The organism is Labrenzia sp. THAF82 (genome assembly GCF_009363435.1).
Classification (GTDB): Bacteria; Pseudomonadota; Alphaproteobacteria; order Rhizobiales; family Stappiaceae; genus Roseibium; species Roseibium porphyridii.
In genome coordinates this window covers 2749309-2763399 of the sequence record NZ_CP045354.1, presented here as the reverse complement: position 1 = coordinate 2763399, position 14091 = coordinate 2749309, and the positions used below count along the sequence as shown (strand labels likewise).

Below are 14091 nucleotides of genomic sequence, written 5' to 3'. Positions count from 1 at the left end.
TGTCGCTCAAGGTGCTGAAACGGCCTGTCACGGAGCACCAGCGACCAGTTCTTGAAAACCGGTCAGCGCTTTTTCAAGTCCAGCTGCTTCACAATCAGGGCACCACAAGCCTTTCGCTTCCTTGATAAAAAGCTCTTTCTTGCGTCCACCGCATTTTTTGCAGGCCATCCCGTTGATGGAGCACTCCGGCAGATCCAAAAGCTGATCGAGGAACCAGGGGAATGACGCGGCAACCTTGGCCAGCTCGACCGAAGGAAACTCCTGCCCCTGAACATCGAGACTCTTCAATTTCGGCAGGCGGGCAACTGGTCCAAGATCCAATGAACGCCCTTCGACAGCGACAAGGCTCAAATGCTCCAGTGGCAGCCCTTCCAGAAAACTCAGAGTTTCAACTTTTTGCCGCGAAGAATTTCCGCCTTCGATGGAAAGGCTATGCAGTTTTGGAAGGTTTCGAACAGCCGACCCGTTTTCCAGCAATCCGTTTTCCCGAAGATCAAGCTTCTCAAGACCCGTCGCGACTTCTATGCCATCCAGCGATTTGAGTTTGTTGGAATGCCAGATCCTTAACTCCTTCAGCGAAGGCGGCAAAGGCACATTTGTCAGGTCAGGTGCGGACAGCCAGCGCAGTCCCAAAAACGCCAGCGGCAGCTGATCCATGCCCTTGAGGCGCTTCATGTCGGCTTTGCGGATCGTGTTGACTGAAAGAGAGGACCCCTCCGGCATCCGCTGCAGGAGATCAGGAACATCCAGGCGCTCAGCATCAAATGTCCTGTTCATGGTCAACTTCTTTCCCGGATCTGGTGCTGATGACAATCAGTGCGCTCTTCAAAGAAACGCCAAAACGCTCCTTGAAGCCAAAACTGTCCGGATCGCAATTGTCAGTCAACATGGAGGCTGCTTTCCGACCGATGAAAGGCCTTTCTGCGTCATCCCAGAGTTAACGTATTGTTTTCAGTGACGAATAAAACCGAACCAAACGTTGTTGGAGATCGAGGTTCATCACGACGACATCAAGACCCGATCCAGCCAGTCGACAGGGCATCGGCCCATTCGTTCCGTCCCTTTTGCTTTGCCATCTCGACCATACGCCGATTGTCATAGGGAACTGAGCGAAACGTGACGAGCCAGTCGCCGCCAGGCTTTTCCGCAATTGCATAAGATGCATTTGGTGAACCGGTTTGCATCTGATGATAAACCGGCGTGTCATCGTCGTAGCCCGGGCAGCCAACGCTTCCTGGATTGAGTACCAGCCGCCCGTCCCGCAATCGAACGTATCTTGGGATATGCGTGTGGCCACAAAGCAGAAGTTTGGCATCGATACCAGAAGCTTCCGCCTCGATCTCATCGATCGTGGCAGATCTGACACGGCCGTCCGCCTCAACCCTTTCCAGCCAGTAACTGACATCGCTGGCAGGTGTTCCGTGACAAAGCAGCACTTCATCAAACAAGGTGAGCGAAGACGGCAGTGCCTTCAGCCAGTCAAGATGGTGCTTTGCCAGCTGTTCATAGGCTGCCCTGTCGGAAGCCCCCATCTCCGACGGGTCTTGTTCAATCAACCATCTGTCGTGGTTGCCACGGATCGAAGGATACATGCGCTCCATCAGAAGCTCGATCGTCCTGCGGGCGTCCAGTGGCCCGCTCAGATGATCACCAAGATTGACCACCGTGGAAATTCCCAGGGCATCGATGTCGGAAAGAACCGCTTCCAGAGCATCCGAGTTTCCATGAATATCGGCAATGGCGGCAAATCTCATGTATCGAACCTGTTCACATAATGATCCGCAGTCAACCCGATCAGAGCCTTTTGAGTTCATTCCAGCTGAGCACAAACCAAAAGAGAGCGTCTTCAAGAATGCAAGAATGCCGAGGATCGGCAAGGCGACACATTCATCGCCTTGCTGACAGGGGCAACCTCATGTCACGCCCGGGCTTCCCGCTCCATTCGCGCAGCCCAGGCATCGGCGAGATCAGCCAAGACCGCCTTGAATTGCCGTTTGGCCATGGTCTTGAACAAGGTTTGAACCAGGAAATTGCCTTTGGGTTCTGCCTCGATATTGATCGCGAATTCCGAACCGTTTCCATTGCTCTCGACAACCCATTCCCCATGCAGATCGGAAATCGGGTAAGGATAATCATCGGCTTCCGTGTGGATCCGGAACCCAAAGCCCCGACCGGCTTCAAAATAGTCGCAGGTTTCGAGCCAGTTTTCTCCTTTCGGGCCATAACAGCGGCGCTGCATTCCGATGCCATCTCCTTCAACCACCTCGACCTTAGAGATATTGTCGGCGACATCCGCATAACCGGGGTGATCGCTCATGACCCGCCAGACGATATCCTGTGATGCATCCACTTTGCGGCTGACCTTGGCCAGTATTTTTCCGCCGGACATTGTCACCGAAGCCTGACTGAGAGGCGCTAAAATTTTTCGCGCACCCAGATACTGCCCGACCGCAAAAAATGTAACAAATGCGGCCACTACAGCAACAAGGATCGCGCCTGTGTCGGTAAAGAGCGATCCGGCAAATACAAGCAAAAAAGCGCTACCAAGAACCCAACCCGAATCCAAAAAACTGATCAAGGTCACCTGTGCTTTTGTAGTAAAACGGTCCGTGGCCAAGAAGATCAGATCAACGCCAAAGAGTATCAAGCCGACACCCAGAATACGCAGCGTCCAGCTTTGCCATGCCGCTTCGTTGGCAAACAGCAATTCCGCAAACTGCCCTGCAGCGATTAGAAGAGCCGCACCCGTCAGCAACGAAAATGCGGCATTCATTCCGAGGAAGGCCCGCGCCGTTTTCGAATGTTCCATTGTGTAACCTCTCGTCAGTTAGGGGTGGCCCTGAACTTGACGATCTGAGACATCAACTCAATTACGTCGTAGGTAATCGACCTTGGCATGCGATGCGTGCACAATCGCGCCATGCAACATAATCTGAACATCTCCGATCCGGCGTTTCCCGGATTTTTGAAATCCTGGAGGCAGCGCCGCAGACTCAGCCAGCTGGAGCTCTCGCTTCAATCCGGAATGTCACAACGGCACATCAGCTTTCTTGAAACCGGCCGCTCCAACCCAAGCCGGTTCGCCATCGCACAATTGGCTGAAGCGCTCGAAATGCCTGCCGCTGAGGTCGACGCGATGCTTCTGTCTGCCGGGTTTGCAGCAAGGTCTTCACTCCACGGGTGGGACGGTGAAACACAGAAAGCCGTCGATGCCTCTATCGATCATGTCCTGAGAGGTCACGCTCCCTTCCCTGCGGTCTCGATCGACCGGATCTGGAACCTCGTTAAGGCCAATGAGCCTGCAAAGAGGTTCTTTTCCATGGCAGGTGCGCGCGGTGATCCGAACCTCTTGCGTGAAATCCTGTCACCGGGACAGCTGCGCAACTGCATTTCGAACTGGGAAGATACCTCGAGAGCCCTGATAAGAATGCTGGAATTGGAGGTGGCAAGACGGCCACATGACAAGGAAGCGCAGGCACTCCTGAAAGAACTCGCGGCACTGGAAGGTGTCGCGGGGCTGTTGGAGGGTCCGCGCCCAGCGACAAATGCTCCGGTTTTGACAATCAGGTTCAATTTCGAAAACGTTGAACTTGAGATGTTCTCACTGATCGCGACCATAGGCATGAGCGCTGATGCCGCACTCGATGACCTGCGACTGGAGACCTTGTTGCCTGCAAACGACAAGACACGCGACTGGTTTTATTCCCATTTCTTCTCGTGAAATCTGCCTTGCCCAGCGCACAGAGCGGCAGCCAGCATTGCACGTACATAGGGATTGTTGGAATCCGGTACTGTGGGATCTTCAGCTGAGCCTAGCTGGGATGTTGAAGACAACTTTCCAGCCTCTGATCACAAGCCTATCCCCTAAATATTTTGCGTGACACAAGTTCCAATGCCATTCTTCATTCTGGCCGGTTTCATGGGGTTTCAGGCGGCGACTGGAAAGAAAAAGCAACCCAAGTTCGCGTCACGGTTCAATTTTTAGGTGTAGGACCTTGCGTAAGGTCATCGGAGGAACTAAGCGGTGCACTCCTTTCCGTAAAGTTCCCATGTCGATTCCAATGACTGATATTGAAGCGCGCACCAAAACAGTTGTCGCCAAGACACTAAATATCGCCGAATGGATTATCTCCTCCAACTCGACACTGGCAAAACTGGGAGCCGACAGCCTTGACGCAATCGGCATTGTGATGGCCGTCGAAAGAGAGTTCGGCTGTGTTCTTGAGGATGACGTGTTCAGTCCGCGAGATCAGGAAAAGGCCCAATTGACCTTCAGGGACTTTGTGAGAACCATTGAGCAATCAGTGGCGAAATAGCTGCATTCAGAACGCTCAGTGATATCAGTGCACCGAGTTGCTGATCGGCAGAACAGCAAAATCCTTCGTTACGACCTGCAGCCAAACTCTCTTATAACCGCCTCATCCGAAACATCAGTTTCCAATTTGCGTAGCAATCGAGCCGTTCAACGTCGCTTTGAAAATAGTCGTTCGGTCCTTCCAACGGGACCAAGGCCGATGCCAGAAACCGGCTAACGGCGACGTCAAAGCCGTGAGCCCGGAAAGCACCTGCAATGTCTGCAACACCATGATCGGGCACATTGATATTTGAAAAGGCCTGGATTCTTGGCCTCCAAGAAGCCCACAATGGACTGTCCTTGTGGCAACAGGTGACGGCATAGTAATTGCTGCCCGGTTTCAGGACACTGGCAATCTGCTCCGCATGCCTGGCAAGATCTTCAATCAGATAGATGACTTCATGGCTGAAGGCCAAATCAAATATTTCACCGAGTTCGGCCAGATCCGAAGTGGCACGGTAGTCAATCGGTCGCCCGTCTTTCCGAGCTTCAGCGATATCGACAGCCTTTTGGGCAAGGTCGACACCAACACCCGACGCGAAAGGCCGTTGATCATACAGCAGCCGCAAGAAACCGCCCTGGTTGCAGCCGAAGTCCAGAACCTTCTGCCCGCTTAGATCCTGCTCATCGATCGCAGAGATCATTTCCCGCCAGATCCAGGTATGTTCAGCTGTCATGCCGCTTTCTTCAAGCGGCTCACGTGTCCACGTATTGATCAGTTGAGTGACCATGGTTACCGGTTATGCCTCCAGCTCTTTCAATAGAGAACGAAAGACCTTTCGGGCACTGCCCGGGTGCCTCACCTTCTTGGCAGCCTTTAAGTTGGATAAGTCCTGGCCAACAACGATCAGACCGACCATGCCCCACTCGTAATGCGGCACACAGATATGGCCGTAAATTCCAGGAACATTGAATTCGATTGTCAGTCTTTCATCGATCGCGCCGTTCCAGGGCTCGGCCCCGTCCGGAATCATGCCGCGTTTTGATGCCGAGTTGTGCCCGGCATCCGTCGGAACGAAAGTGACACTGTCACCTGTGTTTATGTGCAGGATCGCAGGTTCAAAGACATTCGGATTGCCCGGATCACCGCAGTCGGCATTTAGCATCAAGATGCCATGCGACGTTCCGTCAGCCTTGGGCGCAGGACACGCCAATGCCGGACCGACGCCTGCCAGTGCGGTCAGCGAAAGGACAAAATTACGACGGGTAAGCATGAACGACGATCTCCTCTCTGGGACCGGTAGTGGTTTCAATGGCGACCCCATAGATGTCTGCAATGGATTGCTTTCGCAGCACTTCAGCAGGACTGCCTTGTGCCAGGATCCGCCCTTTGCCCAGCAGAATGAGATTGTCGGCAAAACGCGCTGCCAGGTTCAGGTCATGAAGGGCGACAATTCCAATCGCATTTCTGGCAATAACCGCTGACCTGATCTGCCGCAGCACTTCCAGTTGGTGTCGAAGATCAAGCGCAGATGTCGGTTCATCGAAGAGATAAACATCCGAGTTCCGGATCAATGCCTGGGCCACAGAGACCATTTGAGACTGCCCACCGGACAGTTCACTCACATAAGCCTCCGCGAGGTGGCCGATGCCGGCCGCTTCAAGCGCAGTCCCGACAGCGATCATGTCCGCCTCGCTGACGCGCCAGCCTTGCAATTGTTTGTGAGCCATCATGACAACGTCGAAAACGGTCAATGCAGCGTTTGCCGTGAAAAACTGCGGCATGAAGCAGACGCGTTTGAGCCGTGCTCGCGTGGACAGCGAAGTCAGATCGGTTTCGCCGAGCTGCACCTTGCCGGTTTCAACTGATAGCAATCCGGCAATCAGACGAAACAGGGTCGATTTGCCGGAAGCGTTAGGTCCGATAAGGGCTGTCAATTGGCCGCTTTTTACCGGTCCGACATCGATCTGATTGAAGATTTGCCGAGATCCATAAGAAAAGCTCAGGCCTTCAGCAGACAGCCCACTCATTGCCAATGCCTTTTGCGTTGACCAAGGATCAAAAGAATGAAGAACGGGATTCCGATGAGAGACGTGATCATGCCGATCGGATAGACAATTCCGGGCGAAATCGCTTTGGACGCAATGGATGTGCCGGAGAGAATGAGCGCTCCGCACAGGGCAGACAAAGGCAGGAAGCCACGCTGGTCTTCACCGACGATCATCCTGGCAATGTGAGGTCCGACGAGACCGACAAAGGCAATTGCACCGACAAAAGACACGGCAACGGCCGACAGCAGTGAAACACCTGCCAAAACACCGATCCGCAAAAGGCTGACATTCACGCCAAGTGCTGCCGCCTTGTCTTCGCCCATGCGAAGTGCGGTCAAAGCCCATGAGCGGTACATGAACCATGGAAGGATTAACGCCAAAACGAGGAAGCAAACCCCCACTTTCGCCCACGTGGCACGCGCCAGGGACCCCAACTGCCAGAAAATCAGTTGGGCCAACTGAATTTCAGATGCGCCATATTGTAGAAACGCAAGGAGGGCATTGAAGGTGAAGAGCATCGCGATCCCGACAAGGATCATCGCCTCGGGCGACACCCCGCGCAATCGCGTAAAAAGAAAGAGCGCACCTGAGGTCAGCATTGCGAACACAAATGCATTCACCGAAACAAACAATCCGCCGATACCTGGGATGACCGACCACCCAAGCACAATTGCCAGAGCTGCGCCAAACCCCGCCGCAGAGCTGAGACCGAGCGTGAAGGGATCGGCAAGCGGATTGTTCAAAATCGTCTGCATTTCGGCGCCGGCAACGCCAAGCATCGCTCCGACCGCTACGGCCATGATCGCCACGGGAAGTCGCAATTGCCAGATAATGACGTCTTCTTTGGGTGTTGCGATCGAACGGTCAAAGATGACTTCGGCGGTTCGCCAAATTGAGAGATTTGCCGGTCCCGTGGTCACGTCGACAATCACCAGTACGGCAAGCACGGCGAAGGCAAGCAGAACCAAGGCAACACGCTGCATGGACCGGCGTTTATAGCCGCGCACCAGCAACAACGCCTCGCTGGAAGGCGGAGTAATTTCAGACATGAGACACCTGATAAATCAGGCCCTGCGGTATGGTTCACCGCAGAGCCCGAGGACTTTTAAGGTCCTAGTTTTTGAGAGAAATCCAGAACTGGCCTGACAGGTCATACGGCAGGAACCGGTCGTGCAATTCCTTGAATGTCGCCTCAGGGTCCAGGTCTTCAAAGTCTTCCGGGTGCAGCCACTTGGCCAGAACCTGAATCGCAATGAAATGGTAAGGCGAGTTGTAGAACTGGTGATAGACCGAATGGAATCGGCCCTCTTTCACCGCGCGCAAATCGGCAAAGCCAGGGCGAGCCGCAAGCGCTGCAAGCCGGTCGCTGTTGACTTCCGGATCACCTTCGTAACCGAGCAGCGTTGAGGTGACTTCCGGTTTCGCTTCTTTCCAGTTCGCACCGGTCCCGAAAACTACATCCGGATCAGCTTCGATGATCCCTTCCAGGTTCAGTTCAACCGAATAGGCATTTGCGAGCGTTGAAGCATGGTTCTTACCCCCGGCGAGTTCCACGAAACGCCCGTAGTTGTAAGGACCAAAGGACCAGCAGCAAAAGTCAGTCTGCCAACCGGCGGCATTTTCAACAACGACCAGGGGCCGATCTTCAGCGGGTATCGTGTCGACGATATTGGTCACTTTCCGCATCTGTGCGATGTAGAAATCGATGAATTCGGCGGCTTTTTTCTCTTCGCCGAAAATTCGGCCAAGGATCAGCATCGAAGGAATGGCATTTTCCGTCGCATTCCGCCGAAAGTCGATGAAGGCAACCTGAACGCCGGCATTGCCGAGTTTTTCGATCAGACCGGTCTCTTCGGCCTTGAACAGGTTGCCCACGTCGAGAAGCACCAGGTCGGTTTCAGCTTCCAGAACTGCTTCAATGCTGAACTCGCCGGCATAAGGATTGCCGAAGTCAATCATGCGCGCGGCGTCTTCAGGGAAGACAGCTTCGTATTTGCGGAAGGCATCCGGGTCGTATTGAACCAGATCGTTTTTCCAGCCAACGATTTTTTCGAAAGGATTGCCATCGATCAGGGGAGCGATCCCGTACATCATCCGGCCTTCGCCAAGTATGATTTTGTCCGGCAATTCAGGGAGGGTGACTTCGCGTCCCGCGATGTCGGTGAACGTCAAGGCTTCAGCTTGTGCATCGGTTGCTGGCGAAAGAAAAAGAACGCTGGCTGCAATAGCTCCAAGGAAGCCGCACATTTGTGTCTTGATAGACATGGCGGTCTCCGTATGGATTGTGTACGGGTTCTGGGTATCTGAAGCTTAGAAGAAAGTCGACTCAAAAAGTCATATTTTTCTCATTTCACATTTGAAACAGAAACGAATGTTACCAGCTATCGCGCCCAACTCGCGTAGATTATTGAAATAATAGAGATAATACTCTCATAGCCAGCTGCACAGGGAAGCATCGCCTTCGCTTTTCGAAGTCACTAAGCAAGATAGAGCGATCAGATAAACGGAATTCGAGTGATCCGGTTCGCGATGACATTAGGTCGTTTCAACCCGGTCAACTGGCGCAAGCATATGATTGAACTGGCCCTCCTGAACACAGCCGGGCAACTCGGTCAAAGGAGTAAGTTCAGTGCCGGTCAGCTCTTGCTCGTAAAGTCTCTGGATGTCGCTGGTGTCGACCGTCTGGCCATGAACCACTGATGCCAGTTTGGTCTGAAAGGCTTTCAGGCCACCCATTGAGGAAAAATGCCAGCCTGCATCCTTCATAATTCGCACAGGACGGCTGATGCCCGTCAGGTTGTTATTGCGCACACGCAGGAATGGCTGGGTCAGAAAATCAGGAACGAAAGCTTTCTTGGTCATGCGCGCCTTGGTTCGGCGCAGTTGCTGCGGCGTGGTGAAATACTTCTTTTCAATCAATCTCGACCCGAGCAACCAGGTCTTTCCCGGCACGATCCGGTTGAGATGGTGCTTGTGCAAACTCTGCTCGAAAACCAGCAACCTGTTCCTGAAGAGCTGTTGCTCCAACACCCGTGCCAGCACGTCAGAGCGTACAATTTCATCAACATCAGATAGCAGGATAAGATCGTCGCCGGAAAGCTGTTCCAGCGCCCGGGCGATGCAATTGCGTTGAAAGTTTTCACGCTCCCAGTCCTTTTTCCGCCGGTTCTTGTAGACACCAAGTGCCGGTGGAAGTTCTTCCGGAAAAGAGATTTGGAGGTCGATGATCTTATCCGCCCAAGGCGCAAACCGGTCCCTGTTCTCGGCGAAATAATAAGGCTTTTCTCCACCACGCTGAGTCTGGTTTGCTTCCACCAGAACAAAGCAGTCGACGTGTTCACCCATTTCCCGAAGGCGGATTTCGAGAAGATCGAATTCGTTGTGAAAGACGAAGCAGTCAAAAAGTTTCATGTTCAAATGCTCTTCCACAGTCTGAACTTGGCCCGCATCGCCTTTTCCTGAAGGAACCGTTTGGCTTTGAATACCGGATCCAGCGTGAGATCACTCGACGGATATTTTCCGGAAAGAAAAACATCGTCAAAACGTGCCATTACCGGCTCCGGCCGATACCGCTCAACAGATTGCCTCGCCACATCTCCGTCTTCCGCAGACGGTGAAAAGTCAACCAGGAGACGAACCAGCTCACGGCGTGTCCGATAGATCCATTCTTTCCTGGGGCTCATGGCAACATGGTTCTGATCCATGCCCCCTGCCCAGCTGAAGACAGGCTTGCCGAACATCAGAAACTCCGCAATTGCCAACCCAAAGCTCTCGCCGATTTTCTTGGCGTTCAACCCGGCATCACAAGTCGCAATGAAGCGCGCCTTTTCGATAGGTTCGACAATCGGCGGCAGGAAGATCACCCGCGGGTGCTCGATAAAAGCATCGGTGTTCACAAAGAGAAAATGCAAATTGGACCGCTGCTGCAGCGCTTCTCTCACTGCCAGATGTGCAAATTCGAGATTGAACTGATCGAAGCCGCCATACCGGCCAACCACAAAAGCATCACGATCAAGACCCAGCTCAGCTCGCATGTCGCCAGTCGCTTCCGGCAGATCCACAATGTGAGGTACAGACGGCGCCTTGCCGCCCGTCATCCAATCACTCATCCAGTCGGAGACGTAAGCATAAACGTCGCCATGAGGATCGAAGTGACGAAAGACGGCATGAACACCCGACCGCTCCGCGGCTACATTCAGCTGGTCCGTCCTCCCGTCGCGAATGTAATAACAAAAATTCAAGGAATAGGATTCTGTGAAGCGCAACGGATCCTGGTCAATAGGCATTGCAACCAGACGCAGTTCCTTGCTGAATTTTTCAACAACGGCAGGTGCGCTCTTGGCCTCACTATGGAAGACAACCGCTTCATGGCCGAGACACTTCTGAACCCCGCGAGCATAATCAAAAAGTGCCACACTCATGCCGCGCTCGTTGAGGGCGCCCGCCTGAAATCCAATTTGCATACCGTTTCCAAGACAATTCGAGTGCGGGACCGATATCGGATTTCAGCTACAAGGTCCATGTGCCAGATACTGAAATCGGCAGCCATATGGCGTTGTCGCGCACGAGCTGCTTCTTACTGGATTGAAAACGGCAGCTGAACCTTGGCCGAGCCACCACCATTTTCATCATTCACGGTCAAAACCAGCACATAGTCTCCCGCTGGTGCGCCGCTGACATTCAGTGTCAGATTGGCCATGTACTCCGAGTTCGGCACATGGCTCTTGAAGTCGAATTTGCCAAACCCTTTTTGACCGGCAAGCACTTTTCCGTCCGGTGACGTCAGGTCGAAGTCGACTGTCAAAAGAGAGGTGTAAAACCCGTCAACGGCTTTCCAGTCAAATCCTATCGGTTCCAGGTAGACCAGCAACGTTTCGCCAACGGGAAAACTGTTGTCAGGTCTCGGCGTAAAAATGCCATAACCGTCCGCAGGCGCCGTGACGAAGGTCGCAGTCGGGATCGACAAAGGGGCCTGTTTCCAGACTTCGAAAATCGCCTCACGCATCAGCGCGACCGCTTCTGCTCCTTTGTCCTCGCTCAAGGCAGCCTCGGCTTGCGCAGCCTTGTCCTGAACAGGCCCGGCAAAGGCAAAGCCCGTCGATGCAAAAAGCAATGTTGTGTAAACCAGCGCTCGTATCAGCATGTTTTCCCCGATCCTGGAACCCGCAAGCTGAAGCATAGCATTGCTATCGCGCTTCAGCACGCGTGTTCAGTCCAAGGAGCCGTTGCTAGAGCTGATCCTCCGCCCCCTGGCCATCCTCTCCGGCTACCAGGTCGTCAAAAGTGGTGTGGGCAGCGCCGCCCGCAAGCGCGGCCTGCGCCGCCGCCTTGGCAGTTTCGGGCGAAATCTGTCCGTTTTCTTCTTCGCCTGAACCGGCGACACGAACCGTGACCTGACGATGCGCGAATTTGATACCGTTTTGCTCGAACAGGTCCCTGAGCCCGGCATAGACGACCTTGCGAAGTTCGAACTGCTTGCCGGGTTTGGTGGTGAATTTCACACGCGCGATCATCGCGGAATCTTCCATGGATAGGATGCCTTGCGACTTCAGCGGCGCCAGGAACATCGGACCGTAATACTCGTCGTCCAGAAGTTCCTTGCCGAAGTTCTTGATGATCTTGCGCATCTTGTCGACATCGGTGTCATAGGTAACCCGAAATGCAAGCTTCATCACGGCCCAGTCGCGCGAGAAGTTTTCCACCTGCTGGATTTCACCAAAGGGAACCGTCGTCAGCGCACCACGGTGGTGACGAAGCTGCATCGAGCGGATCGAGATCTTTTCAACCACACCTTTGGCACTGCCGATATCAATGTATTCGCCTTTCCGGAACGCGTCGTCGATCAGGTAGAACGCACCTGAGAATATGTCCCGGATCAGGGTCTGAGCGCCAAAGCCAATGGCAAGACCGACAACACCGGCACCTGCAAAGAGCGGCGCGATGTTTACACCGAGTTCCGCCAACACCACCATGGCCGCAATCACCACGATTGTAATCAGCAGGAAGTTGCGGAAGATCGGCAACAGTGTCGCGATCCGGCTTTCTCCCGCGCCGCCGACTTCAGCTTCCTCATCCTTGTCTGCAGGGGACTCCTTGGCGATCTGACGGTCTATGACGATCTTGACAGCTTCGTAAGCCATGTAGCCGAGGAACATCACGAGCAGGACCTCAACGAAAGATCCGATCAGCGAGCCGCTGCCGGCAAGAGGCACACCCCACATGTTGGCCAGAAGATCCAAAGAGCCGAACAGCACCAGGATTGCTGCACCACGGTCGAAAAGGTTCCGGAACGGGGTGCGCAGTGCTTCGCGTTCCGCCGCTTCAGCCCTCGCCTGAGCCAGCGCGCTTTCCGGATCATCTTCGGTGCCTTCGCTTTCCTCAGCGCGCTTGATGTCTTCCGCAATCTTGGCCTGCGCGTCCGCTGTATCAAGGCGGGGCAACAACAGTCGATCAATGATCAGGATCAGGATGCCGTAGGCAATGGCTGCAAGCAGCAGCACCTGAAGCGGGGCTCCTACAAGGCCCGTCGCATCCGGCAGGTCCAGCAGAATTCGAACGGCCGAGATTGCCCAAGCCACGATGAAATAGAATATCGCGACATAGTGCCAGACATTCCCCAGAACCCGCCGCCACAAGGACGTTGTGCTTTCATCCTCGCCTCGGATCAGTCTGCCAATGACCTTGCGGTACACAAGCGCAATCCCGATAAGGATGATCATTGAAAGTGCCGAGGCCCCGATCAGTGCGATCTTGTGCGCATCTTCATTCAGCCCGAGCCGCTCCATCCAGAGACAGAAGGCAACGGCCGTAAGCGAAACACCTGAACCGATCAGGAGCAAACGGTAAAGGCCCCCGGCTTCCTTGTCGGACAGCGCCAACAATCGATGGCTGGCCGCGTCCGGAACCAAAAGGTTGAGCCAGATTATCTTGAGGGCCATAAAGACGGAAATGACACCGAAGGCCACCATTGCCGTTTCATTAGCGGATTCAAGTCCGCTGCCTATTGCCAGGAACACCATGGCTGCGACAGCAAAAAACAGCACGACACCGACGATCATCAGTATGGCACGCAGATAGAGGTAGATGATCTTGTCGGACCGGGAATAGACATCGGCCCGGTACATGCCCGCAAATTGTCTGCGGCCCCAACGCGCAAGCAGAAAGGACGCCGCTTGCCCCAGTACAACCGCGATAACAATGTCAATCAGAGCAACCGGGATCCAGCTCAAACCCTGGCCTTCGCCTTCTGCCCGCAAGGTAGCCAACATTGTCTGATGAATAACCGGAATTTCACCTAGGATCGTCTTGAATACATCACGTGCCGCGACCGCTTCATCGGCAAACTCGTCGATGTTGGCCAGAACACCCTCGCCTTCGCTATGCTCGGCCGCTTCGCGCGCGGCAGCAGTATCGGTGGCCTCTGTGCCGTCTTCCGACGTCTCTGCCGTGTCAGCATCCTTTGACGCGGACATGGAAGAAATGACACCGGTGATGCCCTGGGCGTGCGAAGCTGAAACGCCGAGGCCGCCGGCAAAACCCGTAATCAGGATCGCAGCCAGAACGAAAACGGCCAACGTTAGAGGATGTCTTTTCAAGTTGAATTGAAAAGACGGATGGGAAAAAGAACGCATTTCAGCCCCGTAACGATTCATAAAAGTAAACAGCCCCTGTTAAGCACGGTTCCGTGATTAATAAAAGAAACCAAGTGTAACAAGTTGTTCCCGCAGCAATAGATAAGGGCCCGG

15 protein-coding genes are annotated in these 14091 nt (G+C 54.0%); 2 read left to right on the top strand and 13 right to left on the bottom strand.

The window, feature by feature from the left end; genetic code table 11:
• Positions 1-27: 27 nt before the first annotated feature.
• The 4 genes from FIV00_RS12980 to FIV00_RS12970 form a co-directional block, all read right to left on the bottom strand.
• Entirely contained in the window at positions 28-777 is a 750-nt protein-coding gene (locus FIV00_RS12980; protein WP_152501142.1) for a hypothetical protein, read from the bottom strand.
• Positions 761-889, bottom strand: a complete 129-nt coding sequence (locus tag FIV00_RS30440; RefSeq protein ID WP_256366687.1) for a hypothetical protein — start codon at positions 887-889, stop codon at positions 761-763. Before FIV00_RS30440 ends, FIV00_RS12980 begins: the two co-directional genes overlap by 17 nt.
• 121 nt (positions 890-1010) lie before the next feature.
• Positions 1011-1754, bottom strand: coding sequence for a metallophosphoesterase (locus FIV00_RS12975; protein WP_152501141.1), 744 nt, complete (start codon positions 1752-1754; stop codon positions 1011-1013).
• Positions 1755-1918: 164 nt separating this feature from the next.
• The gene (locus FIV00_RS12970; RefSeq protein ID WP_152501140.1) at positions 1919-2809 is read right to left on the bottom strand and encodes an SRPBCC family protein; all 891 of its coding nucleotides are present in this window, start codon (positions 2807-2809) and stop codon (positions 1919-1921) included.
• A gap of 111 nt (positions 2810-2920) precedes the next feature.
• Between FIV00_RS12970 and FIV00_RS12965 the strand changes: the two genes are divergently transcribed.
• Positions 2921-3721, top strand: a complete 801-nt coding sequence (locus FIV00_RS12965; RefSeq protein WP_173005978.1) for a helix-turn-helix domain-containing protein — start codon at positions 2921-2923, stop codon at positions 3719-3721.
• Between the two features lie 340 nt (positions 3722-4061).
• The gene (locus tag FIV00_RS12960) at positions 4062-4316 is read left to right on the top strand and encodes a phosphopantetheine-binding protein (protein ID WP_173005977.1); all 255 of its coding nucleotides are present in this window, start codon (positions 4062-4064) and stop codon (positions 4314-4316) included.
• Positions 4317-4407: 91 nt separating this feature from the next.
• Here the strand turns inward: FIV00_RS12960 and FIV00_RS12955 are convergent, their stop codons facing one another.
• The 9 genes from FIV00_RS12955 to FIV00_RS12915 form a co-directional block, all read right to left on the bottom strand.
• A complete protein-coding gene (locus FIV00_RS12955; RefSeq protein ID WP_152501137.1) occupies positions 4408-5085 on the bottom strand; it encodes a bifunctional 2-polyprenyl-6-hydroxyphenol methylase/3-demethylubiquinol 3-O-methyltransferase UbiG in 678 nt (225 codons plus the stop codon).
• A gap of 9 nt (positions 5086-5094) precedes the next feature.
• Positions 5095-5568 (bottom strand): pseudoazurin, encoded by a 474-nt coding sequence (locus FIV00_RS12950; protein WP_152501136.1) that lies wholly within the window; start codon positions 5566-5568, stop codon positions 5095-5097.
• Positions 5552-6325, bottom strand: coding sequence for an ABC transporter ATP-binding protein (locus tag FIV00_RS12945; RefSeq protein WP_152501135.1), 774 nt, complete (start codon positions 6323-6325; stop codon positions 5552-5554). The genes FIV00_RS12950 and FIV00_RS12945 overlap by 17 nt, the downstream gene beginning before the upstream one ends.
• The gene (locus FIV00_RS12940; protein WP_152501134.1) at positions 6322-7395 is read right to left on the bottom strand and encodes an iron ABC transporter permease; all 1074 of its coding nucleotides are present in this window, start codon (positions 7393-7395) and stop codon (positions 6322-6324) included. Before FIV00_RS12940 ends, FIV00_RS12945 begins: the two co-directional genes overlap by 4 nt.
• A 64-nt stretch (positions 7396-7459) precedes the next feature.
• Positions 7460-8611: an ABC transporter substrate-binding protein gene (locus tag FIV00_RS12935; RefSeq protein ID WP_152501133.1), complete on the bottom strand. Its 1152-nt coding sequence runs from the start codon at positions 8609-8611 to the stop codon at positions 7460-7462.
• A 270-nt stretch (positions 8612-8881) separates the two neighbouring features.
• On the bottom strand, positions 8882-9757 hold the full coding sequence (locus tag FIV00_RS12930) for a hypothetical protein (RefSeq protein ID WP_152501132.1): 876 nt from the start codon (positions 9755-9757) through the stop codon (positions 8882-8884).
• A 2-nt stretch (positions 9758-9759) separates the two neighbouring features.
• Positions 9760-10809, bottom strand: coding sequence for a hypothetical protein (locus FIV00_RS12925; protein WP_152501131.1), 1050 nt, complete (start codon positions 10807-10809; stop codon positions 9760-9762).
• A gap of 113 nt (positions 10810-10922) precedes the next feature.
• Positions 10923-11549 (bottom strand): hypothetical protein, encoded by a 627-nt coding sequence (locus FIV00_RS12920; RefSeq protein WP_152501130.1) that lies wholly within the window; start codon positions 11547-11549, stop codon positions 10923-10925.
• Between the two features lie 25 nt (positions 11550-11574).
• Positions 11575-13920, bottom strand: coding sequence for a mechanosensitive ion channel family protein (locus FIV00_RS12915; RefSeq protein WP_209006917.1), 2346 nt, complete (start codon positions 13918-13920; stop codon positions 11575-11577).
• Positions 13921-14091: the final 171 nt, after the last annotated feature.

Coding starts and splice junctions, on each gene's coding strand:
- FIV00_RS12980 (WP_152501142.1), bottom strand. CDS start 777: ATGAACAGGACATTTGATGCTGAGCGCCTGGATGTTCCTGATCTCCTG.
- FIV00_RS30440 (WP_256366687.1), bottom strand. CDS start 889: ATGTTGACTGACAATTGCGATCCGGACAGTTTTGGCTTCAAGGAGCGT.
- FIV00_RS12975 (WP_152501141.1), bottom strand. CDS start 1,754: ATGAGATTTGCCGCCATTGCCGATATTCATGGAAACTCGGATGCTCTG.
- FIV00_RS12970 (WP_152501140.1), bottom strand. CDS start 2,809: ATGGAACATTCGAAAACGGCGCGGGCCTTCCTCGGAATGAATGCCGCA.
- FIV00_RS12965 (WP_173005978.1), top strand. CDS start 2,921: ATGCAACATAATCTGAACATCTCCGATCCGGCGTTTCCCGGATTTTTG.
- FIV00_RS12960 (WP_173005977.1), top strand. CDS start 4,062: ATGACTGATATTGAAGCGCGCACCAAAACAGTTGTCGCCAAGACACTA.
- FIV00_RS12955 (WP_152501137.1), bottom strand. CDS start 5,085: ATGGTCACTCAACTGATCAATACGTGGACACGTGAGCCGCTTGAAGAA.
- FIV00_RS12950 (WP_152501136.1), bottom strand. CDS start 5,568: ATGCTTACCCGTCGTAATTTTGTCCTTTCGCTGACCGCACTGGCAGGC.
- FIV00_RS12945 (WP_152501135.1), bottom strand. CDS start 6,325: ATGAGTGGGCTGTCTGCTGAAGGCCTGAGCTTTTCTTATGGATCTCGG.
- FIV00_RS12940 (WP_152501134.1), bottom strand. CDS start 7,395: ATGTCTGAAATTACTCCGCCTTCCAGCGAGGCGTTGTTGCTGGTGCGC.
- FIV00_RS12935 (WP_152501133.1), bottom strand. CDS start 8,611: ATGTCTATCAAGACACAAATGTGCGGCTTCCTTGGAGCTATTGCAGCC.
- FIV00_RS12930 (WP_152501132.1), bottom strand. CDS start 9,757: ATGAAACTTTTTGACTGCTTCGTCTTTCACAACGAATTCGATCTTCTC.
- FIV00_RS12925 (WP_152501131.1), bottom strand. CDS start 10,809: ATGCAAATTGGATTTCAGGCGGGCGCCCTCAACGAGCGCGGCATGAGT.